General features: G+C 62.6%; 22 protein-coding genes. 21 read left to right on the top strand and 1 reads right to left on the bottom strand.

The window, feature by feature from the left end; genetic code table 11:
* Nucleotides 1–10 precede the first annotated feature (10 nt).
* The 5 genes from ABIE52_RS09255 to ABIE52_RS09235 are packed head-to-tail and all read left to right on the top strand — an operon-like array spanning nt 11 to nt 4,413.
* Nucleotides 11–1,414, top strand: a complete 1,404-nt coding sequence (locus ABIE52_RS09255) for an MATE family efflux transporter (RefSeq protein WP_452623753.1) — start codon at nt 11–13, stop codon at nt 1,412–1,414.
* Complete coding sequence (locus ABIE52_RS09250; protein WP_192712496.1) at nt 1,399–2,322, top strand: metallophosphoesterase family protein; 924 nt, start codon at nt 1,399–1,401, stop codon at nt 2,320–2,322. The genes ABIE52_RS09255 and ABIE52_RS09250 overlap by 16 nt, the downstream gene beginning before the upstream one ends.
* A 13-nt stretch (nt 2,323–2,335) precedes the next feature.
* Nucleotides 2,336–2,995, top strand: a complete 660-nt coding sequence (locus ABIE52_RS09245) for a 4'-phosphopantetheinyl transferase family protein (RefSeq protein WP_003942126.1) — start codon at nt 2,336–2,338, stop codon at nt 2,993–2,995.
* 24 nt (nt 2,996–3,019) lie between these two features.
* Entirely contained in the window at nt 3,020–3,940 is a 921-nt protein-coding gene (truB, locus tag ABIE52_RS09240; RefSeq protein ID WP_020907442.1) for a tRNA pseudouridine(55) synthase TruB, read from the top strand.
* On the top strand, nt 3,937–4,413 hold the full coding sequence (locus ABIE52_RS09235; protein WP_030535608.1) for a GNAT family N-acetyltransferase: 477 nt from the start codon (nt 3,937–3,939) through the stop codon (nt 4,411–4,413). Before truB ends, ABIE52_RS09235 begins: the two co-directional genes overlap by 4 nt.
* Before the next feature lie 9 nt (nt 4,414–4,422).
* Here the strand turns inward: ABIE52_RS09235 and ABIE52_RS09230 are convergent, their stop codons facing one another.
* Nucleotides 4,423–5,169 carry a metal-dependent transcriptional regulator gene (locus ABIE52_RS09230; RefSeq protein WP_030535607.1) on the bottom strand — a complete coding sequence of 249 codons (747 nt, stop codon included), beginning with the start codon at nt 5,167–5,169 and terminating at the stop codon, nt 4,423–4,425.
* 117 nt (nt 5,170–5,286) lie between these two features.
* On the opposite strand from ABIE52_RS09230, the gene ABIE52_RS09225 reads away from it, so the two are divergent.
* From ABIE52_RS09225 to ABIE52_RS09155, 16 genes are all read left to right on the top strand, one after another.
* Entirely contained in the window at nt 5,287–6,267 is a 981-nt protein-coding gene (locus tag ABIE52_RS09225; protein WP_003942148.1) for a bifunctional riboflavin kinase/FAD synthetase, read from the top strand.
* A gap of 158 nt (nt 6,268–6,425) precedes the next feature.
* Nucleotides 6,426–6,695: a 30S ribosomal protein S15 gene (gene rpsO / locus ABIE52_RS09220; RefSeq protein ID WP_007735061.1), complete on the top strand. Its 270-nt coding sequence runs from the start codon at nt 6,426–6,428 to the stop codon at nt 6,693–6,695.
* Between the two features lie 452 nt (nt 6,696–7,147).
* Entirely contained in the window at nt 7,148–9,418 is a 2,271-nt protein-coding gene (locus ABIE52_RS09215) for a polyribonucleotide nucleotidyltransferase (RefSeq protein ID WP_003942275.1), read from the top strand.
* 127 nt (nt 9,419–9,545) lie between these two features.
* Entirely contained in the window at nt 9,546–10,904 is a 1,359-nt protein-coding gene (locus ABIE52_RS09210; protein ID WP_192712495.1) for a M16 family metallopeptidase, read from the top strand.
* Nucleotides 10,905–10,932: 28 nt separating this feature from the next.
* Nucleotides 10,933–12,045, top strand: coding sequence for an alcohol dehydrogenase catalytic domain-containing protein (locus ABIE52_RS09205; RefSeq protein WP_007735068.1), 1,113 nt, complete (start codon nt 10,933–10,935; stop codon nt 12,043–12,045).
* Between the two features lie 181 nt (nt 12,046–12,226).
* On the top strand, nt 12,227–13,921 hold the full coding sequence (locus ABIE52_RS09200) for a cutinase family protein (RefSeq protein WP_007735070.1): 1,695 nt from the start codon (nt 12,227–12,229) through the stop codon (nt 13,919–13,921).
* Between the two features lie 160 nt (nt 13,922–14,081).
* A complete protein-coding gene (gene hypA, locus ABIE52_RS09195) occupies nt 14,082–14,411 on the top strand; it encodes a hydrogenase maturation nickel metallochaperone HypA (protein ID WP_073512368.1) in 330 nt (109 codons plus the stop codon).
* Between the two features lie 2 nt (nt 14,412–14,413).
* Nucleotides 14,414–15,226 carry a hydrogenase nickel incorporation protein HypB gene (gene hypB, locus ABIE52_RS09190; RefSeq protein WP_054188565.1) on the top strand — a complete coding sequence of 271 codons (813 nt, stop codon included), beginning with the start codon at nt 14,414–14,416 and terminating at the stop codon, nt 15,224–15,226.
* A 181-nt stretch (nt 15,227–15,407) separates the two neighbouring features.
* Nucleotides 15,408–16,523, top strand: a complete 1,116-nt coding sequence (locus ABIE52_RS09185) for an NADH-quinone oxidoreductase subunit B family protein (protein WP_042922651.1) — start codon at nt 15,408–15,410, stop codon at nt 16,521–16,523.
* Nucleotides 16,524–16,577: 54 nt separating this feature from the next.
* Complete coding sequence (locus tag ABIE52_RS09180; RefSeq protein WP_054188564.1) at nt 16,578–18,371, top strand: nickel-dependent hydrogenase large subunit; 1,794 nt, start codon at nt 16,578–16,580, stop codon at nt 18,369–18,371.
* Between the two features lie 3 nt (nt 18,372–18,374).
* A complete protein-coding gene (locus ABIE52_RS09175; RefSeq protein ID WP_054188563.1) occupies nt 18,375–19,277 on the top strand; it encodes a NifU family protein in 903 nt (300 codons plus the stop codon).
* Nucleotides 19,278–19,296: 19 nt separating this feature from the next.
* Nucleotides 19,297–19,917 (top strand): DUF5947 family protein, encoded by a 621-nt coding sequence (locus ABIE52_RS09170; RefSeq protein WP_054188562.1) that lies wholly within the window; start codon nt 19,297–19,299, stop codon nt 19,915–19,917.
* Nucleotides 19,914–20,552: a DUF6084 family protein gene (locus tag ABIE52_RS09165; protein WP_054188561.1), complete on the top strand. Its 639-nt coding sequence runs from the start codon at nt 19,914–19,916 to the stop codon at nt 20,550–20,552. The genes ABIE52_RS09170 and ABIE52_RS09165 overlap by 4 nt, the downstream gene beginning before the upstream one ends.
* On the top strand, nt 20,549–21,910 hold the full coding sequence (locus ABIE52_RS09160) for a hypothetical protein (RefSeq protein ID WP_030535600.1): 1,362 nt from the start codon (nt 20,549–20,551) through the stop codon (nt 21,908–21,910). Before ABIE52_RS09165 ends, ABIE52_RS09160 begins: the two co-directional genes overlap by 4 nt.
* A 48-nt stretch (nt 21,911–21,958) precedes the next feature.
* The gene (locus ABIE52_RS34020) at nt 21,959–22,078 is read left to right on the top strand and encodes a DUF6893 family small protein (RefSeq protein ID WP_003942178.1); all 120 of its coding nucleotides are present in this window, start codon (nt 21,959–21,961) and stop codon (nt 22,076–22,078) included.
* Between the two features lie 6 nt (nt 22,079–22,084).
* Nucleotides 22,085–22,579, top strand: coding sequence for a hydrogenase maturation protease (locus ABIE52_RS09155; RefSeq protein ID WP_030535599.1), 495 nt, complete (start codon nt 22,085–22,087; stop codon nt 22,577–22,579).
* Nucleotides 22,580–22,581: the final 2 nt, after the last annotated feature.

Below are 22,581 nucleotides of genomic sequence, written 5' to 3'. Positions count from 1 at the left end.
ATCCGCGGCATTGAGCGAATCTGACGCCACCTCAGCGGGATCTTCGGCAGCTGATTTCGACGTCACTGGGCGTCGAATCTTTTCCCTGGCGTTTCCGGCACTCGGGGTACTGGCGGCCGAACCCCTCTATCTGTTGTTCGACATCGCCGTGGTCGGCCGACTCGGGGCGCTTCCGCTGGCCGGATTGGCAGTCGGTGGTCTGATCCTGTCGTTGGTGAGTACGCAGCTGACCTTCTTGTCGTACGGCACCACGGCGCGGGCCGCACGGCTTCACGGGGCGGGCCGCGAGCGCGACGCGGTGGGCGAGGGTGTTCAGGCGACCTGGCTGGCGGCCGCGATCGGCTTGGCCTTGGTAGCGATCGTGCAGGTGATCGCCGGCCCGCTGACTTCGGTTGTGGCCGGGACTCCCGACATCGCCGCGGCTGCGGAAAGTTGGCTTCGGATAGCGGTATTGGGTGTTCCACTCATCCTGGTAGCCCTGGCCGGCAACGGCTGGATGCGCGGGGTTCAGAACACGGTGCGACCGCTGCGGTTCGTCCTTGTCGGCCTGGGTATTTCGGCGGTGTTGTGTCCGATTCTGGTGCACGGCTTGCTCGGTGCTCCGCGTCTGGAACTCGAAGGATCAGCTGTAGCGAATCTGGTGGGCCAGAGTGTTTCGGGTGTGCTGTTCGCCTGGGCGCTCTTTCGTGAACCGGTTTCGGCTCGACCACATTTTGCGATCATGCGGGCGCAGATGCTGATGGGCCGTGACCTGATTCTGCGCAGCCTCGCATTCCAAGCGTGTTTCGTTTCCGCGGCTGCTGTGGCGTCGAGGTTCGGTGCGGCTGTAGTCGGTGCCCACCAAGTTGTCCTCCAACTGTGGAACCTGGTTTCGCTCCTTCTCGATTCCTTGGCGATCGCAGCTCAGACGCTGATCGGAGCGGCGCTCGGCGGTGGATTCGCAGCCGCGGCGAAAAAGATGACCTGGCGGATCACCGCTTGGTCGACGGTATTTGCCGTGGTGCTCGCGATCTTCTTCGCCGCCGGCCACTCCGTGATCCCCGGACTCTTCACGTCCGACGTCGAGGTGCTCGGTCAGATGTCGATCGCATGGTGGTTCTTCGTCGCGATCATGCCGGTGGCGGGAATCGTCTTCGCACTCGACGGTGTTCTGCTCGGCGCCGGGGACGTGGTGTTTCTGCGCAACGCGACCATGCTGTGCGCCGTTCTCGGGTTTCTGCCCGCGATCTGGCTCTCTCTCGCCTACGACTGGGGGCTGGCCGGAATTTGGGCAGGGCTTACCGTGTTCGTAGTACTTCGGATGGTCGCGGTGTCGTGGCGAGCGTTTTCCGGCAAGTGGGCCGTGACAGGTCCGGCGACGGCGAAGCGCGGAAGTTCAACTGAGGAAGCAGAGGGATCGTGGCAGCAAAGCTGATGGCGGTGAGCGACATTCATGTCGGTCACAACGGCAACAAGCCGATGACGGAGGAACTGTTTCCGGATTCGCCTGACGACTGGCTCATTCTCGCCGGAGATGTTTCCGAGAAAACTGACGACATTCGGTGGGCGTTGAAGCTCCTTCGCAGCCGATTCGCAAAGGTCATCTGGATTCCGGGCAACCACGAACTGTGGACGACCGCCAAGGATCCGGTTCAGATTCACGGAGCGCCGCGCTACGAGTACCTGGTCAACATGTGCCGCGAACTCGACGTCATCACACCCGAGGACCCGTTCCCGGTGTGGGAGGGAGACGATGGACCGGTCACGGTCGTCCCGATGTTTCTTCTCTACGACTACTCCTTCCTGCCGGAAGGTGCGCGAGACAAGGAACACGGGCTCGAGATCGCGCGTGACAAGAACGTCGTCGCCACCGACGAGTTCCTACTCTCACCGCAGCCGTATGCGACGCGCGACGCATGGTGCCGGGCGAGGATCGAGTACACCCAGGCGCGGTTGGATGCGCTTCCCGAAGGCACAAGAACCGTTCTCGTGAACCATTTCCCGATGGTCCGGCAGCCGACGGACGTACTCATGTATCCGGAGTTCGCACTGTGGTGCGGAACCACCGCGACCGCCGACTGGCACGTGAAGTACAACGCGGTGTGCTCGGTGTACGGGCACCTGCACATCCCTCGAACCACGTACTACGACGGCGTCCGCTTCGAGGAAGTCTCACTCGGATACCCGCGCGAGTGGCGTCGGCGTGGACTGCCGGAGAAGTTGTTGCGTCAGATTCTTCCCGTTCCGGAGTACCCGCCGGGAACGCTCAACAAGTGGGGTGGCCACTTCAAGGTCACGCCGGAGCAGGAAGCCGAAGTCGAGCGCATGCGCGCCGGACGCTGAGAGGTATCGCTACGTGATCGAACAGATTCTTCCCGGTGGAGTTGCGACGGCCGAGGCCTTCGTGGATCCGCCCGGTCTGGTTCCGCACCCCAGTGAGGAGGCGTTGATCGGCCGCGCGGTCGAGAAGCGTCGTCGTGAGTTCGTGACCACCCGGCACCTTGCGCGTCAGGCGATGGGCAAGCTCGGTGTTCCGTCTGCCGCTGTCATGCGCGGTGAGCGTGGTGCGCCGCTCTGGCCGCAGGGAGTGGTCGGGAGCCTCGCCCATTGCGACGGCTACCGCGGCGCTGTCCTGGCGTACTCCATGCAGGTCCGCTCACTCGGTATCGACGCCGAACCGCACGGCCCGCTGCCGGACGGGGTATTGCCCGCGGTCAGCATCGAGGCGGAACGAACGTGGTTGGACACTCAGGAAACCGGCGGTCCGGTGCACTGGGATCGAGTGCTCTTCTGCGCGAAGGAAGCCACGTACAAGGCGTGGTTTCCACTCACCGGGCGCTGGTTGGGTTTCGAGGACGCCCACATCACGTTCGAGGCGGAGTCGGAAACGTCCGGCACTTTCAACTCGCGTCTGCTGGTCCCCGGTGAGGCGACGTCCGGTCCGCCGCTCACCTCTTTCGACGGCAGGTGGTTGGTGTCGGACGGACTCATCCTGACGGCAATTTCGGTGCAGTGAGCGCGACTGGCAGAATCGGCACACGTGTCAGCTCGTGAAAAGCCTTCCTCCGGTCTTGTCGGCGCCGGAATTCTGATTGTCGACAAAGAGGCGGGTATCACCAGCCACGACGTGGTCGCTCGGTGCCGCAAGTTGTTGAACACCCGGAAGGTGGGACACGCCGGGACGCTGGATCCCATGGCGACCGGTGTTCTCGTTCTCGGCGTCGAGCGTGCGACCAAGTTGCTCGGACTCCTGGCGCTGACCACCAAGGCGTACTCGGCGACCATTCGCCTCGGGGCAGCGACGGACACGGACGATGCCGAGGGGGAGGTCCTGACCTCCGCAGACGCTTCGCAGGTGACGGACGCGGAGATCGCGGCGATCGTGGCCACGCTGACCGGGGACATCAAGCAGATCCCGGCAAGCGTGAGCGCTATCAAGGTGGACGGTCAGCGCGCACATGCTCTGGTGCGTGCGGGAGAAACCGTCGAGCTGGCGCCGCGCCCGGTAACGGTGTCGACTTTCGAGGTTCTGGCTCGGCGAGATGTCCCGGGTGGCTTCGTCGATCTGGACGTCGACGTGGAGTGCTCGTCCGGTACGTACATCCGCTCGCTTGCCCGCGACCTCGGTCGTGAATTGGGCGTCGGCGGTCATTTGACGGCATTGCGCCGCACCCGCGTCGGGCCGTTCACTCTCGAACATGCGCGCACGCTCGAAGATCTCGCGGATCAGCCGGGTGTGAGCCTCGACATCGATCAGGCCGCGCAGACGGCTTTTCCGCATCGGCAGATCACGGCGGAGGAAGCCGAGGCGATCAGCCAGGGGCGCTGGCTCGAGCCGATCGGGATGAAGGGGATCTGTGCGGCGATCGATCCCACCGGTCACACGATTGCGCTTCTGCAGGAGAAGGGTCGACGCGCCAGTTCGGTGATGGTCGTGCGACCGGCGACGCTTCGCGGGTGATCGTCCGCGAGCGTGTCGACGGCGACCTCGACGGTTGCGTCGATGCGCTGGCACAGGTCCACGAGTGCGACGGATATCCGAACACGTGGCCGCAGAACCCGCACCGCTGGCTCAGTTCGCCCACGGTGGTGAAGGCGTGGGTCGGTGAGAGCGACGGTCGTGTTGTCGGTCATGTGGCCGTCGACAGCGAGGTCGCAGGTGCGCCCACAACCGCGGGATCGATAGCCGTGTCGCGACTGTTCGTTCATCCTGGCTCACGTGGAAACGGCCTCAGCGATGCGCTACTCGATGCCGTGACGGATTTCGCAGCCGAGAGTCGGTTGGAACTGGTGCTCGACGTCGTCGACGACGCTCTGCCGGCGATCGCACTGTACGAGCGTCGAGGGTGGGTGTACGTCGACGAGAGGCTCGCCGACTGGACCCGGACCGACGGCGTCCGGCCCGTGGAACGCCGATACCGACTGCCGCTTTGACTACCTCGGCTAGACGAGCCAAATTGCTTGAGCGACTGGACTTCCCAAGTCGATGGTGTTGGGGCTGTCGCCGAGTCGAACGGACACTGTCCCGGCGAAATCGCGGCGTTCCTCGACGGTGATCTCGACATCGAGACTGACGCCGACGGAATCGAAGTACCGGAGCATTTCGGGATCGGAATCGGAGATCCGGGCAACGCGGCCCCGCTCACCGTTGGCGAAGTCGCTGAGCTGGCGGGCCGGGGGAGTCGGCACCGAACCGTCGGTGGCGGGAATGGGATCACCGTGCGGGTCACGTTCGGGGAAGCCCAGTTTGGCGTCCATCCGCGAGATCATCAGATCGGAAACGGCGTGTTCGAGGACTTCGGCCTCGTCGTGGACTTCGTCCCAGCCGTATCCGAGTTCCTGAACCAGATAGGTCTCGATCAACCGGTGGCGCCGGACCATGGAGACGGCGGCGGCGCGGCCGCTGTCGGTCAGGGCGATGGATCCGTAGCGGGCGTGATCGACCAGGCCCTGGTCCGAGAGTTTGCGGATCGCCTCGGAGACCGTCGAGGCCGAGACGCTCATTTTCTCGGACAGGAGCTTGGTGGAAACCCGCTCGTGGGACCACTCCTGGATAGTCCAGATGACCTTGAGGTAGTCCTGGGCCACCGACGAGAGTGCGAGCGTGTCGATTGCCGCGTCGTGCGCCGAAGTGCTGTCGCCGTCCGACGTCGATGATGCTTCCGAGGTTCCGGTCTTGTGAGCTGCCACAACGCTTAGCTTAGGCTACGAAATCCGGAAGTTCCGTACGTGAGCGGCAGCACAGCGGTGATTCGCTGGGCGGGTCCGAACGTGACCCGCCGCCGGTGGACCCGTAGGCTGCCAATCGTGCTGAGATGGCGTGGTCTCGACGAAGTTCCGGCCGATTGGGGTCGTTGTGTGCTCACTATCGGTGTGTTCGACGGTGTGCATCGTGGGCATGCCCAATTGATAGCGAGAGCGGTTACCGCTGCCCGCAAACGTGGTGTTCCGAGCGTGTTGATGACGTTCGACCCGCATCCCATGGAGGTTGTGCGGCCGGGTAGTCATCCAGCCCAGTTGACGACGCTGCAACGGCGTGCGGAATTGGCTCAGGATCTGGGCATCGACGTGTTCTGCGTGATGCCGTTCACTGCTGATTTCATGAAGCTGACGCCGGAGCGCTACGTCCACGAGATTCTCGTCGAACGTCTACATGTCGCCGAGGTCGTGGTGGGGGACAACTTCACCTTCGGCAAGAAGGCGCTCGGCAATGTCGATCTTCTTCGTGAAATGGGCGCTCGCTTCGGCTTTGCCGTCGACGGCGTCCAGCTGCTCGCCGAGCATGCGGTGACGTTCTCGTCGACCTACATCCGCTCGTGCGTCGACGCAGGCGACATGGAAGCGGCTACCGAAGCTCTGGGCCGTCCACATCGTGTCGAAGGTGTGGTCGTCCACGGTGACAAGCGTGGACGCGAGTTGGGGTTCCCGACGGCCAACGTTGCACCGCCGATGTTTTCGGCGATTCCGGCCGACGGCGTGTACGCGGCGTGGTTCACGGTGCTCGGTGCCGGCGAGGAACTCGGAACCGTCGTTCCCGGTCGCCGATACCAAGCCGCGGTGTCTGTGGGTACCAATCCGACCTTCTCCGGCCGGACCCGAACCGTCGAGGCATACGTTCTCGACACCGAAGCAGACCTGTACGGACAACACGTCGCGGTCGACCTGGTTTCGCGGATTCGCGGTATGGAGAAGTTCGACTCGATCGAGTCGCTCATCACGGCGATGAACCGAGATGTCGAACGCGCACGCCGGATTCTGAGTGAGGATGCAGAACGCAGCGTCGGTTGAGTTCCTCCTGTGTCAGTGGCGGCCGCCACATTCGCTCCAGGTGGGCGAGAGCGCCTCATTGCTGCTGGTAGGATCTTCTCTCGGTGCGTGCTGCGGTTTGCGGTGGCCGCGCCCGATCTAGTTCCTTTCGCGCAAACGTCATCACAGGAGTGAATCAAGTGGCATTGACCACGGAAGAAAAGAAGGCCGTTCTCGGCGAGTACGGCTTGCACGAGACCGACACGGGATCGCCTGAAGCTCAGGTGGCAATGCTCACCAAGCGCATCACCGATCTCACCGAGCACCTCAAGACCCACAAGCATGACCACCACTCGCGTCGTGGACTGCTCTTGATGGTCGGTCGCCGTCGTCGTCTGCTGAAGTACGTGGCAAAGACCGACGTCGCTCGCTACCGCACGCTCATCGAGCGTCTCGGCCTGCGTCGCTAGATTTTTCTCACGACGCTGATCGAAAGCAACACGGCATGCTTCGGTTTGCCGAACACTCCGTCAGCCGGCGAAGCCACGCATATACTGGGCTTCGCTGGCTTTCGGCGTTAGCTGCCGCAAGGCAGTTTCCGCTGTCGGCGCTATGCACAGTTGTTTATGCGCAGTTGTTTATGCGCAGTTGTGCAGTGCGCAGCCAGCACACCGTATGCACCAGAGAACGTGGTGTCGGTTGTCGGTAGTGGTTCTCCGGACCGGGCAAGTGCCCGAAAGCTCCGGCGGACTTCGATCGACGGCCGCCCGAACGTCGTGACGTCCCGAAGCAGAAATCGCTCGCATCGCAAGGAGCGTCTGCAATTCAAGAGGGGGACGTCCCTCGGTGCGCAGTTTCCACCAGGAGGGTGGAAACGCCCGCGCGGGTACGGCGAAGACGAGAGGGAAGTGAAGAGAAAAGAATGACAGAGAATTCCGTAGTAGAGGTCGACGAAGGCGTGTTCGAATCCACCGCCGTGATCGACAACGGGTCCTTCGGTACCCGCACCATCCGTTTCGAGACCGGACGCCTTGCTCAGCAGGCCGCCGGCGCCGTCGTTGCTTACCTGGACGACGAGACCATGCTGCTGTCCGCCACGAGCGCCAGCAAGCACCCCAAGGAGCACTTCGACTTCTTCCCCCTGACGGTGGACGTCGAAGAGCGTATGTACGCAGCGGGCCGCATCCCCGGTTCGTTCTTCCGTCGTGAGGGACGTCCCTCCACCGACGCGATCCTGACTTGCCGCCTCATCGACCGGCCGCTGCGCCCGTCCTTCGTCGACGGTCTCCGTAACGAGATCCAGGTCGTCGTCACGGTCATGAGCCTCAACCCGCAGGATCTGTACGACGTCGTGGCCATCAACGCTGCTTCCGCGTCGACGCAGATCGCGGGCCTGCCGTTCTCCGGACCCGTCGGTGGCGTGCGCGTTGCACTCATCGTCTCGGACGAGAACAAGACCGGCCAGTGGGTTGCATTCCCGACGGTCGATCAGCTCGAGAACGCCGTCTTCGACATGGTCGTCGCCGGCCGCGTCGTTTCCGGTAGCGGTGACAACGCCGACGTCGCGATCATGATGGTCGAGGCCGAGGCCACCGACAACGTCATCGCGAAGATCGCCGACGGCGCTCAGGCACCGACCGAGGCCATTGTCGCCGAGGGCCTCGAGGCCGCCAAGCCGTTCATCGCACGCCTGTGCGCTGCACAGGCAGCACTTGCATCCAAGGCTGCAAAGCCCACGGGTGACTACCCGGTCTTCCCGGCGTACCAGGACGACGTTTTTGCTGCCGTCGAGGCTGCTGCGTCCGAAAAGCTCAATGCCGCACTGACAATCGCCGGCAAGCAGGAACGCGACGACAAGACCGACGAGGTCAAGGTCGAGGTTCTCGAGCAGGTTGCACCCAACTTCGAAGGCCGCGAGAAGGAACTGGGAGCAGCGTTCCGCTCGCTCACCAAGAAGCTGGTTCGCCAGCGCATCCTGCGCGATCAGTTCCGCATCGACGGCCGCGGCGTCACGGACATCCGTTCGCTGTCCGCCGAGGTTGCGATCATCCCGCGCGCACACGGCTCCGCACTGTTCGAGCGTGGCGAGACCCAGATCCTGGGTGTGACCACTCTCGACATGGTGAAGATGGCTCAGCAGGTCGACTCGCTCGGTCCCGAGACCACCAAGCGCTACATGCATCATTACAACTTCCCGCCGTACTCCACCGGTGAGACGGGCCGCGTCGGTTCGCCGAAGCGTCGCGAAATCGGTCACGGTGCACTCGCCGAGCGCGCTCTCATGCCGGTTCTGCCCAGCGTCGAAGAGTTCCCTTACGCGATTCGCCAGGTCTCCGAGGCTCTGAGCTCCAACGGTTCCACCTCGATGGGCTCGGTGTGCGCGTCCACGCTCGCACTGCTCAACGCCGGTGTGCCGCTTCGCGCTCCGGTTGCCGGTATCGCCATGGGTCTGGTTTCCGACCAGGTCGACGGCGAAACCCGCTACGTCGCGCTGACCGACATCCTCGGCGCCGAAGACGCCTTCGGCGACATGGACTTCAAGGTCGCAGGTACCAAGGACTTCGTCACGGCCCTGCAGCTGGACACGAAGCTCGACGGCATCCCGTCGCAGGTCCTTGCGGGTGCACTCTCGCAGGCCAAGGACGCACGGACCACGATCCTCGAGGTCATGGCGGAAGCCATCGACACCCCGGACGAGATGAGCCCGTTCGCTCCCCGCGTGACGGCCATCAAGGTCCCCGTCGACAAGATCGGTGAGGTCATCGGCCCCAAGGGCAAGATGATCAACTCCATCACCGAGCAGACCGGTGCCAACATCTCCATCGAAGACGACGGCACCGTGTTCGTCGGCGCCACCGATGGACCGTCTGCACAGGCCGCGATCGACATGATCAACGCCATTGCCAACCCGCAGCTCCCCAAGGTCGGCGAGCGGTTCCTGGGCACGGTCGTCAAGACCACCGCCTTCGGTGCCTTCGTTTCGCTCCTGCCGGGACGCGACGGACTGGTGCACATCTCGAAGCTGGGCAGCGGTAAGCGCATTGCCAAGGTCGAAGACGTGGTCAACGTCGGATCCAAGATCCGCGTCGAGATCGCCGACATCGATGCACGTGGCAAGATCTCGCTGATCCCAGTCGAAGAGGGCAACGACGAGGCTGCCGCTCCGGCCGCCGACGAGGCTGCTTCCGAGTAGATCTCACTTCGTACTCTGATGCGGCCCCGCGCGGATTTCCGTGCGGGGCCGCATCTGTACTGTCTGTAGACACAGAGCCTGTAGATACCTGATTGACCACTTGCACCGAGGACTGCTGAACCTTTTCATGGCAAAGACCACTCCCAACACCACGCGCAGCCGCAGCGCTGTGCTGAAATCGCCGATCGATGCGACTCCCGAATCCGGAGTACAGCGCACGGTCCTTCCCGGCGGCCTGCGCGTCGTCACCGAGTTCATTCCCGGTGTGCGTTCCGCCTCCGTCGGTGTGTGGGTCGGAGTCGGCTCGCGCGACGAGCAGCCGAGTGTGGCCGGTGCCGCGCATTTTCTCGAGCACCTGCTGTTCAAGTCGACGCCGTCACGGACGGCGTTGGACATCGCGCAGGTCATGGATGGTGTGGGCGGCGAACTCAATGCATTCACGTCGAAGGAGCACACCTGTTTCTACGCGCACGTGATCGACGACGACCTTCCGATGGCGGTTGACCTTGTCGCCGACGTCGTGCTGCGAGGGCGTTGCAGAACCGCGGACGTCGATGTCGAGCGGCAAGTAGTGCTCGAAGAGATCGCGATGCGTGACGACGATCCGGAAGACTTGCTCGGCGACGCGTTCCTGACCGCGTTGTTCGGCGATCATCCTGTCGGCCGTCCGATCATCGGTAGCGTCGAATCGATCGAGTCGATGTCGCGCAATCAGTTGCATTCCTTCCATGTTCGGCGTTACACACCGCAGCGGATGGTGCTGGCCGTAGCGGGAAACGTCGACCACAAGCAGGTAGTGACGCTCGCTCGCCGTGCATTTGCCGGACATCTCGAGCGCGGGGTCAAGCCGGCGTCGCGGCGCGAAGGCACTCTGCGGTTGCGCACGATGCCTGAACTGAGCTTGACCCACCGCGACAGCGAGCAGGTCCACCTTGCGCTCGGGGTACGCGCGTTCGGCCGGCACGAGGGCCATCGCTGGGCGCTGTCGGTGCTCAACGCCGCAGTGGGCGGTGGGCTGAGTTCTCGTCTGTTCCAAGAGATTCGGGAGAAGCGCGGGCTTGCGTACTCCGTCTATTCGGGCGTCGACACCTTCGCGGACACCGGAGCGTTCTCCGTGTATGCAGGTTGCCAGCCGGAGAACCTCGGGGAGGTTGCCACGGTGATCCGCGAGGTACTCGCGAACGTGGCGACGGACGGAATCACCAATGCCGAGATCGCCCGCGCCAAGGGATCGCTGCGCGGCGGATTGGTTCTGGCACTGGAAGATTCAGGCTCACGCATGAACCGTATCGGTCGCAGTGAACTGAACTACGGCAACCATCGCAGTGTTGCGCAGACGCTCACGACCATCGACGCAGTCACCTCCGAAGAGGTGCTCGAGGTGGCGCAGGTGCTCTTGACGAGGCCGTTTGCAGCCGCCGTCGTGGGTCCGTACAAGCGGGTTCGTGACCTCCCCGCGTCGGTACGCGGGATCGTGGGCAAGTAGTTCGAACTATCGAAATCGGGGTGTGCAGTTGAAGATCCGTGGTGCAGTGCTCGAAGAGATCGGCCGGAAGCGTCCCTTCGCAGAGTCGACTCCGATTTCGATTTCGGAACTCGACCTCGAATCCCCGGGCCCGGGTGAGATCCTGGTCAAGATCGAAGCTGCCGGGCTTTGTCACTCCGACCTCTCCGTGGTCGACGGCAATCGGGTACGACCCGTGCCGATGTTGTTGGGCCATGAGGCGGCAGGTCGAATCATCGAACTCGGCGACGGAGTTGATTCGTTGTCGGTGGGCACCCGCGTCGTGATGACTTTTCTTCCACGGTGCGGTGAATGTGCGGGATGCGCCACTGACGGCCGGATGCCTTGCACGGTGGGTAGCGCTGCCAACAACGACGGCAGTTTGCTCGGTGGCGCGCATCGACTGCGGCGCTCCGGCGAGAACGTCAAACATCATCTCGGTGTTTCGGGTTTCGCGACGCATGCTGTGGTCAACGCCAAGTCGGTTGTTCCCGTCGACGACGACATCCCGGCCGAAATTGCAGCCGTACTCGGTTGTGCGGTGTTGACCGGTGGGGGAGCGCTCCTCAACGCGGCGAAGCCTCGCCCGGCAGACACCGTGATGGTGGTCGGCTTGGGTGGCGTCGGGATGGCCGCAATCCTGACGGCGAGGGCACTCGGGGTCGAGAACGTCATCGGTGTCGACGCACTGGAATCCAAGCTGGCTCAGGCGCTGGAACTGGGCGCGACCGAGGTCTTCACACCGTCCGGCCTGTCCGAGAGTGGCGTTCGCGCAGACATCGTCGTCGAGGCCGCGGGAAATGCTCGGGCCTTCGAGACAGCGGTGGCTGCGACGGCAGCGGGTGGCACGACCGTCACGGTCGGGTTGCCGGCGCCTGACGCGCGCTCGTCGATCTCACCTCTCGGACTGGTCGCCGAAGCGCGGACCATTATCGGCAGCTACCTGGGATCTGCGGTCCCGTCCCGCGACATCCCGATCTACGCGCAGTTGTGGCGCGACGGGAAGCTGCCGGTCGAGAAGCTCATTTCCTCGCGAATCGAATTGGCCGACATCAATTCGGGTATGGACGAACTCGCCGACGGAAAAGCAATCCGACAGGTCATTATCTTCGACGCGGAGTAGGTGCACGTCGGTGTTATGCAGCGGAAATGAGGCGTTTGCGCTACCGATTCCCTCCCGAGTCGCCACGGAAAATCGTTACCCGTTGTAACGCTCCTCTTGTACTGGACGACTACTCGAATGACGTTGCGTGACGCCCCGGGGGTCGGTCGTACGTTTTCCAAAAGTTGATTGGGGAGAAGATATGCCGGTTCGTGGGTTCTTTTCGCGACATCGAATACTGGCGGGTGCAGTAGCGCCCGCAGCGCTCGGCGTGGCCGCACTGGTCGCGGTTGCGGTCGCTGTGGACTCTCCGGAGTCACGCACGATCGAGACACAATTGACGTCGTCGGTCACCGAGTGTCACGACATGGTCAGCATCGCGGTTGCCGGTCGACACGACACACCGGACGCTTCGACGGTGAAGATGTTGCTGGGAGCCGACGGGAAGCCGCTGCCGGCCGCCCTGTCCGGTGACTACAAGAGTGAACGCGTCGACCAGGTGATCAACCCGGCAGGCTCCGTCAACGCGAACAAGCCCGGCTCGTACGCGGCTGTGTATATCGCGTACCCGGCCAACATGGCGTCCTACGAGGATGCCGTCGCTGCCGGCGCTGCAAATACGCAGTCCGTGATGAGTGCCATCGCCAAGGAATGCCCGAAGACTCAGTTCTCAATCGTCGGGTACAGCGAAGGCGCCGATGTGGTGCGTCGCGTCGCGATGGACATCGGTACGCAGGAGAACAACGAGTTCGGGGTCGACCCGGACAAGGTTGTCGGTGTGGTCATGCTGGCGGATGCAGGCCGTGAAGCGGGCGACGGCACGTTCCTCGGTGCCACGAATCCGTTCACGAACCCGGATAACTTCAATACGAAGTACCAGAACGGCACCTCCGCGACACCTGGCGAAGGTGTACTCCCCGGCACTGCCGGAGGTTTCGGCAAGCTGAACGGCAAGGTCGCGTCCTTCTGCTCGGACGGTGACTTCACCTGCTCGGCTCCCAGCAACATCTCTCTGTTGATCTTGGCGGCAAATGTCGGTCGGCAGTTGAACATCGACCAACTCGAAGCGCAGGGTCTGAACCCGGCCACCGGTCAGGACGTCGCGGTGGTGTTCGGCCAGATCGTCTTCGAGGCGTTCGCAGACATTTCGTCCAATCCCAACTGGATGCAGAGTGACGAGACATTCCTTCAGGTGATGCTCAAGGTCTCGGATCCGGAGTACAAGCCCGGAAAAACACCCGCGCCGGCGCCGGTAGCCGAGGGCGAGACGGTGTCCACCGACAAGGTGTCTCCGCTGGCATATCTGCCGCAGAAGCTTTTCAAGGAGATTGTCGGTCTGATTGCTACCAACCAGAACACGATTCCCGTGATCTTGAGCGACCCCTACCAGCAGACACTCGCTCCAGACGTCGGACACCACTTCGATTACTGGCGAGATGCGGATGCGGCCAACGGCAAGCCGTTGACTTCAGCTGAGTACGCAGCGGCCTGGCTCACCTACCTCGCCCAGCAGGCGAAGGAAGGAAAGCCCGTCGACACAACTGCGAAGCCGACCCCGGAACAGATCAGTGCCGCTGTCGATGCCTACATGGCTGACGGCAATGCTGAGGGCGACGCCGCGGTGGCTGAAGGCACCGGAACCGGTCAGGCACCGGCCGGGACCACTGGCTCCACGGGATCTGCTGGAGCGCCCGCAACCACGTCACAGGTGCCTGCGGCAGGATCGGCGTCGGTCACATCGGGAGCGGTTGCCACTCCGACGGGTTCGGCGGCAGTGACGCCGACGTCGACAGTTCCGACCACACCGGTAGCGGGAACGGATGCAACGACGGCCCCCCCGACTACGACAGTGACGTCGACGACCACGACGACGAAGGTGCCGGTTCCGAACCCGTAATCCTTCTCGCCGGCGTTCGTCACACGAATAACGCTGTCACAGGCTGCGATCCGCAATTAGTTGCGGATCGCAGCCTGTTTTCGTGTACGGGTTACGCACAACGACCGTTGGTGCTTATCGTGGAAGGGAGGTTTCCGGATCACGAATCGTGGGTTTCACCGTGCACGAGCTGTCCATTGCGCAGAGTGTGGTCGAAGCCGTGTGTGAGCGTGCCGGCGAGCGACGAGTATCGAGCGTGCGGCTTGAAGTAGGGCAACTCTGCGCGGTGGTTCCACACTCTCTGCTGTTCTGCTTCGACGTCGTCACCGCGGGTACTCACGCCGAAGGTGCCAGCTTGCACATCGATGAGATTGCAACCAGCGCGCGATGCAAAAGCTGCGGCGTGATGTTCTCGCCGCCCGACATGTTCTTGCTGTGTGAATGCGGCAGTGCTGATGTCGAGGTGCTTGCCGGCCGAGAGTTACGGATCCTGTCGATGGAAGTGAGCTGAGCATGTGCGCGACGTGTGGGTGCGGGGACACCACAGGACCTCGGGTGTCGGTAGTCGCAGACGGAGAACACGAGCAGGAACACGACGATCATGGGCACGGTCACGGGCACGGTCACGAGCATGACCATGAGCACGGCCACCCCGACCACACCGTGATTCTCGAGCAACAGGTGCTCGCCAAGAACGACGGCATTGCGGTTCACAATCGTCAGTGGATGCGGAGCCGCCGAATCACGGCGCTCAACATCATGAGTTCCCCCGGCGCGGGGAAGACGACATTGCTGGCGCGAACCATCCGGGAGCTCGGATGTCAGCGACCGATAGCCGTGATCGAAGGTGACCAGGAAACCCGGCTCGACGCCGAGCGGATCCGAGAGACCGGCGCGTCGGTGGTGCAGGTGAATACCGGGGCCGGATGTCACCTCGATGCCGCGATGATCGACCGCGCACTGCGCGCCTTGGATCCCGCTGAAGAATCGCTGCTTCTGATCGAAAACGTCGGAAACCTGGTGTGCCCCGCGCTCTTCGACCTCGGCGAGGAAGGCAAGGTTGTCCTAATTTCGACGCCGGAGGGGGCAGACAAGCCGAAAAAGTACCCACACATCTTCGCTGTCGCGGACCTCGTGGTGATCAACAAGATCGACTTGCTCCCATACGTCGAGTTCGACGTCGATGCCTGCGTCGAGCAGGCGAGAATACTCAATCCTGCTGTGCGCGTTGTTGTTTTGTCTGCCACGACAGGTGAGGGCATGGACGAGTGGTACGAGTGGATCGGTAGTCGTTCGGCGATTTCTCCGGTGGCCGTTGACAACTGATCTGCTCGGGTAGTTAATGAAATGAGTGGGTGCCACGCAAGTGGGCCGAGGTTCGACTCCGGTGGCGTCAGCGTTTCGGTGCCGCGGCAATTCGAGGCCACAGAGTCTTGAGGCCATAGCGTGTCAGGCCAGTCGCGGCGCTGAGAGTCAAGGCGCAAGTGCACCCGTGAAAGCGGCTGACATGGACACACAAAAATCGACTGCTGGCACCACGGCGGAACCTGCCTCCGAAAGCGCAGCTACCCCCGCAAGCGCAGCGGCCAAAGCGGAAGAAACTCTGATCCACGTGCTGTGGATCAATGCCGGTCTCAGTTGCGACGGAGATTCGGTGGCGCTCACTGCAGCCACGCAACCCAGTATCGAGGAGATCGCGCTCGGTGCGTTGCCCGGCCTGCCTCAGGTGGCGGTTCATTGGCCGCTCATCGACTTCGAATGTGGACCGCAGGGTGGCGCTGACGATTTCCTGGAGTGGTTTTGGAAAGCCGACCGGGGAGAACTGGAACCCTTTGTTCTTGTTGTCGAAGGATCGATACCGAACGAGAAACTTCACGACGAAGGGTACTGGTGTGGTTTCGGGAACAATCGCGAAACCGGCCAACCGGTCACCACGAGCGAATGGCTCGACAAGCTGGCACCGAAAGCGACTGCGGTAGTTGCGGTCGGTACGTGTGCGACCTACGGCGGCATACATGCGATGGCCGGCAATCCGACCGGTGCGATGGGTGTGCCGGACTATCTCGGGTGGACCTGGAAATCGAAGGCGGGCATCCCGATCGTCTGCGTTCCCGGGTGTCCCATTCAGCCGGACAACCTCTCCGAGACCCTGACTTATCTTCTGTACATGGCCACTGACCAGGCGCCGATGATTCCCTTGGACGAATCCCTGCGCCCGCAGTGGCTTTTCGGTGCCACCGTACACGAGGGCTGTGACCGTGGTGGGTACTACGAGCAGGGTGAGTTCGCGACGGAGTACGGGTCACCGAAGTGCATCGTCAAACTCGGATGTTGGGGACCGGTCGTGAAATGCAATGTCCCCAAACGTGGTTGGATCAACGGAGTCGGCGGGTGTCCCAACGTCGGCGGGATCTGCATCGGGTGCACGATGCCGGGGTTCCCCGACAAGTTCATGCCGTTCATGGATGAACCACCTGGCGGCAAACTCTCCACCAATGCGGTGGGAATGTACGGGTCCGTGATTCACAGTCTGCGCCGGATCACCGGAAACACGTTGGACAAGGAACCGCACTGGCGCGAGCGCGGGTCGAAATTACTCACTGGTGCGACGCGTACGTGGTGACCGACCGGATACATTCAAATCAGTTCGTGAGCAACGTCTCTGGGAGGCACTGCAATGACGGCCATCGTTCCCGAACCCACCTCGACTGCAGACCGCGACGGTCTTGTCGAGATGGCGTGGGACCCCATCACCCGAATCGTCGGCAGTCTGGGTATCTACACCAAGATCGACTTCGCCAATCGCGAAGTGGTGGAGTGTCACAGCACGTCGTCGATCTTTCGCGGGTATTCCCTGTTCATGAAGGGGAAGGACCCGCGCGACGCGCATTTCATCACCAGTCGTATCTGCGGCATCTGCGGTGACAATCACGCCACATGCTCGTGCTACGCACAGAACATGGCGTACGGCGTCAAGCCGCCGCATCTGGGCGAGTGGATCGTCAATCTCGGCGAGGCCGCCGAGTACATGTTCGACCACAACATCTTTCAAGAGAATCTTGTCGCCGTCGACTACTGCGAGAAGATGGTCTCCGAGACGAATCCCGGTGTGCTGGCGCAGGCAGAGAACACGCGCTGCCCGCACGAGGAGCAGCACGGGTATCGCACGATCGCGGACATCATGCGGACTCTCAATCCGTTCACGGGTGAGTTCTATCGCGAAGCGTTGCAAGTCTCGCGTTCGACTCGCGAAATGTTCTGCTTGATGGAGGGCAGGCACGTTCACCCGTCGACGCTCTATCCCGGCGGCGTCGGCACCGTCGCGACGATCGAACTGATGACGGACTACATGTCGCGGCTGATGCGGTACGTCGAATTCATGAAGAAGGTCGTGCCGATGCACGACGACCTGTTCGACTTCTTCTACCAGGCGATGCCTGGTTACGAAAAGGTTGGCCTGCGGCGGACCCTGCTGGGTTGTTGGGGATCGTTCCAAGACCCCGAGTACTGCAATTTCTCCTACAAGGACATGACCGACTGGGGCCGGAAGATGTTTGTCACTCCCGGTGTGGTTGTCGACGGAAAGTTGGTCACCACGGATCTGGTGGACATCAACCTCGGTATCCGAATCATGCTGGGCTCCTCGTATTACGAGGACTGGAGTGATCAGGAGATGTTCGTCAAAACCGATCCGCTGGGTAACCCGGTCGATCGCAGGCACCCGTGGAATCAGCACACCAACCCTCACCCGCAGAAGCGGAACCTCGAGGACAAGTACAGCTGGGTCATGTCACCGCGATGGTTCGACGGAAAAGACAACCTTGCTCTGGATACGGGCGGGGGAGCATTGGCTCGCCTGTGGAGCACCGCTCTGGCCGGCCTGGTCGACATCGGATACCTGGAGTCGACCGGACACAGTGTGAAGATCAATCTTCCGAAAACAGCTCTGAAGGCTCCTGTCTCGCTCGAGTGGAAGATTCCCGAACATGGCAGCAATACCCTCGAAAGAAACCGCGCGCGAACGTATTTCCAGGCATACGCAGCCGCGGCTGCCCTTCATTTCGCCGAGAAGGCGCTTGTCGAGATCCGGGCCGGCCGGACCAAGACGTGGGAGTCGTTCGAGGTCCCGGACGAGGGTATCGGTTGCGGATTCACCGAAGCCGTCCGCGGAGTTCTCTCACATCACATGGTGATTCGTGACGGAAAAATCGCGAACTATCACCCGTACCCACCGACACCGTGGAATGCGAGCCCGCGCGACAGCTACGGAACCCCCGGTCCGTACGAGGATGCCGTGCAGGGTCAGCCGATCTTCGAGGAGAACGATCGCGACCACTTCAAGGGCATCGACATCATGCGGACCGTGCGTAGTTTCGATCCCTGCCTGCCGTGTGGTGTTCACATGTATCTCGGCGGTGGCAAGACCCTGGAGAAGTTGCACTCTCCGGCGCAGTCCGTGACCGGGGAGTGATCGATGGAGCAATCGGCCGACTACTGGCGCGGAGCAGGTGAGCGCATCGAGACGTTGTTGCAGGCCAACGTCGGCGCAGGCCCGGTGGCGAGAGATCGCGCCGAGCAACTGGTGCGTGAGGTCGTGCAGTTGTACGGCGCAGCACTCGAACGCACCGTCGCTCTGGCAGATCCGGCCACGATGGATGCGATGGTTCGCGACGATCTGGTGTCCAGCCTGCTACTGGTGCACGGACTTCACCCGCACGACGTGGAGACCCGCGTCCGCACTGCGCTCGACAGCGTGCGTCCGTACCTCGGTTCGCACGGAGGCGACGTCGAACTGATCGAGGTGGCGGACGGCGTAGTGCGACTACGGCTTCTCGGAAGCTGTAACAGTTGCCCTTCGTCCTCGGTGACCCTCGAAACCGCGGTCCAGGACGCGGTGCAGGCGGCGGCGCCCGAGACCACCGGAATCGACGTCGAAACACCGGATCCGCACGAGGTGAAGTCGGGTGTGATCTCGGTCGAGTCCCTGTTCTCGCACGTTCACGCCGACGGGGGAGGTACGCACTGGGTGGAGGTCCCCGAATTCGCCGAAGTCGAGGTGGGAGAGGTCGCGGGCTTCCGCGTGTCGGGCTCCGATCTGTTGGTCTGCCGCTCCGGTGACGATCTGTACGCGTATCGCGACCATTGCCCGGTGTGTGAGCACTCGATGGCGGGGGCTGTGCTCGAACGCATGATGGGCCGTCCTGCCCGAGACGCCGCTGTCCTCACCTGTCCGACGTGCTCTGCCCACTTCAGTGTGTACGGGGCGGGAGCGCGGGTGGGCACCGGGACCGAGCACCTGGCGCCTGTGCCGGTGCTGATTCGCGACGGAGTGCTCTCGGTCGCGCTTGCTGACGAGTCTGTGATATCGGTGACCTAGCCGTGAACGCAGCCGGGTCATGAAAGTCACTGTGGGAGAGGTGCTCACACGAATCGCCTCGTCGCGTGTCGTTCCGGCCGGACCGAGGTGTGAGATGTGTGCGGCGGGCATAGGCGACGAACACCAGCACGTCGTGGACGTACAGGTCCGGAGCCTGATGTGCGTGTGCCGACCGTGCTATCTACTCTTTGCACCGGTCGACGCGGACCTTCGATACAAAGCGGTTCCCGATCGGTACCTCGAGTTTCCGGACTTCGACCTCGGCCCTGGCCGGTGGGAGTCTCTGGAAATCCCCGTCGGCCTGGCATTCTTCTTCCGCAACTCACTCCTCGACAAGTACATAGTCTTCTATCCGGGACCGGCCGGAGCTACCGAATCCGAGTTGCCTATCGACTCGTTCGAGACTGTGCTCGAGGAGAATCCGGGGCTCTCGCAGATGCGGGCTGACGTCGAGGCGTTGATCGTGTCGGTGCCCACGTCAGGACAATCGCCGAGATGCTTCGTTGTTCCCATCGACGCCTGTTACGAACTGGTGGGACGATTGCGCACCGTGTGGCGCGGATTCGACGGTGGCCAGGATGCCGCACGCGCAGTGGACGAGTTCTTCGGGCGCGTCGAGGCGCGAAGCAGGTCGGCATGACTGTTCTCGACTTCTCGGTCGACAACATAGAGGTGGAACCGTACGCGGTTACGCCGAATCTGACGGTGAGATTGAGAATGTCGGAATCCACCGGCACGACCGTCCGTGCGGTGGCTCTGCGCGCGCAGGTACGAATCGAACCACACCGCCGACCGTACTCCGACGCCGAAGGCGAAGGTCTGCGCGATCTCTTCGGTCCGCGGGAGCGTTGGTCGAGTACGCTGCGCACCTTCCTGTGGATGGAATGTTCCACGGTCGTTCAAGGATTCACCGGAACAACGGTCGCGGCCTTGCCCATGGCGTGTACGTACGACTTCTCGGTGACGGCGTCGAAGTACATGCACGCACTCGGAGACGGAACGATTCCGATCGTGGTTCTACTCAGCGGCACGGTATTCACCGACGGACCGCGTGGTTTCTCCGTGCAGCAGATCCCGTGGGACAGATCTGCTGCCTACGAATTGCCGGTCGACGTGTGGAAACAGCTGATGGCTGCGCATTATCCGGCGTCTGGTTGGGTACGCCTCGACCATGAGACGATTGCCGATCTCGTGCGGTTCAAGGCAGCGCACGGCCTCACGGACCTCGATTCAGCCGTGCGGCAGTTGCTGACGGCGAGCCAGGTGCCGCGATGACTCGAACGGGGATGGATCACGACGTTCGGGCCGTGGCCGACGCCGTCCTGTACGAGGGATATCTTCTCTATCCCTACCGAGCCGGCTCGGCGAAGAATCAATCCCGTTGGCAGTTCGGGGTTCTCGGACCGCCCGGCGCCGCCGAGGTCGGAGTCGGTGAGGAACCGTCGATGTCCGCGCAATGTCTGCTCGGCGAATTCGAGCGGAACGGCGTCGAAGTTTCTGCGACTGTGAGATTTCTGCACCACCAGTCGCGGACGGTTGAACGACTCGGCGCCGGCGGGGCGTGGATCCCGGTCGATCGGTTGGTTGTCGGCGAGCGGGAGTCGATCTCGTGGGACGAAGCCACCGAGTCCGAGATCGTGTTGGGTCCGTGGGGTCTGGACGAACTCGAGGCCGGCGTCGAAGAAACCTTCTGTGCGGCCGGAGTTGTCGAAGGAGAGACTTTGTCGGACTCTCGGGGCAGGGTGGTCGGACGGATCGTTCGGACACGGCTTCCGGTGAATGGCCTCTTGGCAGTGAGCGCCTCCGCCGGGGACGGACGCACGGTGATTTCCGTGACGATCATGAACGCCACGAGCGTCGACGCACGGGACAAGGGCACGGCCACCGCGCAATCGATGCTGGGGACTCACGTCATTGTGAACTGCACAGGCTCGAGGTTCCTGTCGTTGTTCGAAGAAGCAGATCACTCGGAGCAGTTGCGGCAAAATCGCTGTTATCCGGTGCTTGCGGGGACCGAGGACCCCACTCACCCTGGCACATCTCCCACCGTTCTGGTGTCACCGATCATCCTGTACGACTTTCCCGAGATTGCGCCGCAGAGCGAGGGATCTCTCTTCGACTCGACCGAGATCGACGAAATTCTCACCCTGAGAATCCTTGCCATGACCGACGAGGAAAAGGCGCGGGCGCGAGCTACCGACTCCAGAGCTGCCGACATCATCGACCGATGTGAGCGATTGACGGACGACGATCTAGCCGGCCTGCACGGCGTGCTGCGAGATTCGAATGCCGGTTCTGATCTGATACCCGAGGTGCCTGACGGTGTGGACTGGTGGACCCCGGAAGCCGACACCAGTGTCCAACCACGCACCGACGCAGTTCTGATCAACGGCGTCCGTGTCTCTGGTGGAAGTACGGTTCGGCTCCACCCCTCACGCCGCGCTGATGCTCAGGACCTGTTCTTCGACGGCCGGATCGCCCACGTCGCCACCATTCATGAAGACGTGGACGGCGACATTCATGTTGGGGTGACACTGTTGGACGATCCGGCCGCCGATCTACACAACTGGTACGGCCGCTACCTGTACTTCGCGCCGGACGAGATAGAGCCGATGCCGCGCGACAGCGCGTGACGTACTCACAGGTATCGAACTTCACAGCTATCGAGAGGAGAACTCGCCATGAGGAGCATGGGATTGCTGTCGACGGCACTTCTCGGCGCCACCGCGATCGCAGCCGCGATCGTCCTGGTGGTGTCGATGCCGGACATCCAGCGCTATCTGCGAATGCGAAAGATGTAAAGCGCTGTGCGCGTGCTGATTGCAGGTGTCGGAAACATATTTCTCGAAGACGACGGATTCGGCCCCGAAGTTGTTCGGGCGCTGCAGCATGAGAATCTCCCATCGGGAGCTCGCCTGGTCGACTACGGGATTCGGGGCGTGCATCTGGCGTACGACTTGTTGGAGTCGTGGGACGCCCTGGTCCTGATCGATGCCTTACCGGCGACCGGAGTCCCGGGCAAGCTCGCGATCATCGAAGTGGACCCCGAAAGTGAAGGCCCGCAAGGAGGTTTCGACGCGCACTCGATGCATCCGAGTTCGGTGTTTGCCAGCCTGCAGGCCCTCGGCGGAACACTCCCGCGGACGTTCGTGGTGGGGGCACATGCGAAATCGATCGGCGACGGAATCGGATTGAGTGCGGAGATGCGTGATTCGGTAAGGCAAGCCGCTTCGGCGGTGCTGGCACTCGTCCGGTCCATCGACGTGGACTGTGATGCCACCACACTGGGGCCGGAGGTGTGAGT

This window comes from Rhodococcus sp. OAS809 (genome assembly GCF_040546695.1).
GTDB lineage: Bacteria > Actinomycetota > Actinomycetes > Mycobacteriales > Mycobacteriaceae > Rhodococcus_F > Rhodococcus_F qingshengii.
This window is presented reverse-complemented; position numbering and strand designations above follow the sequence as displayed.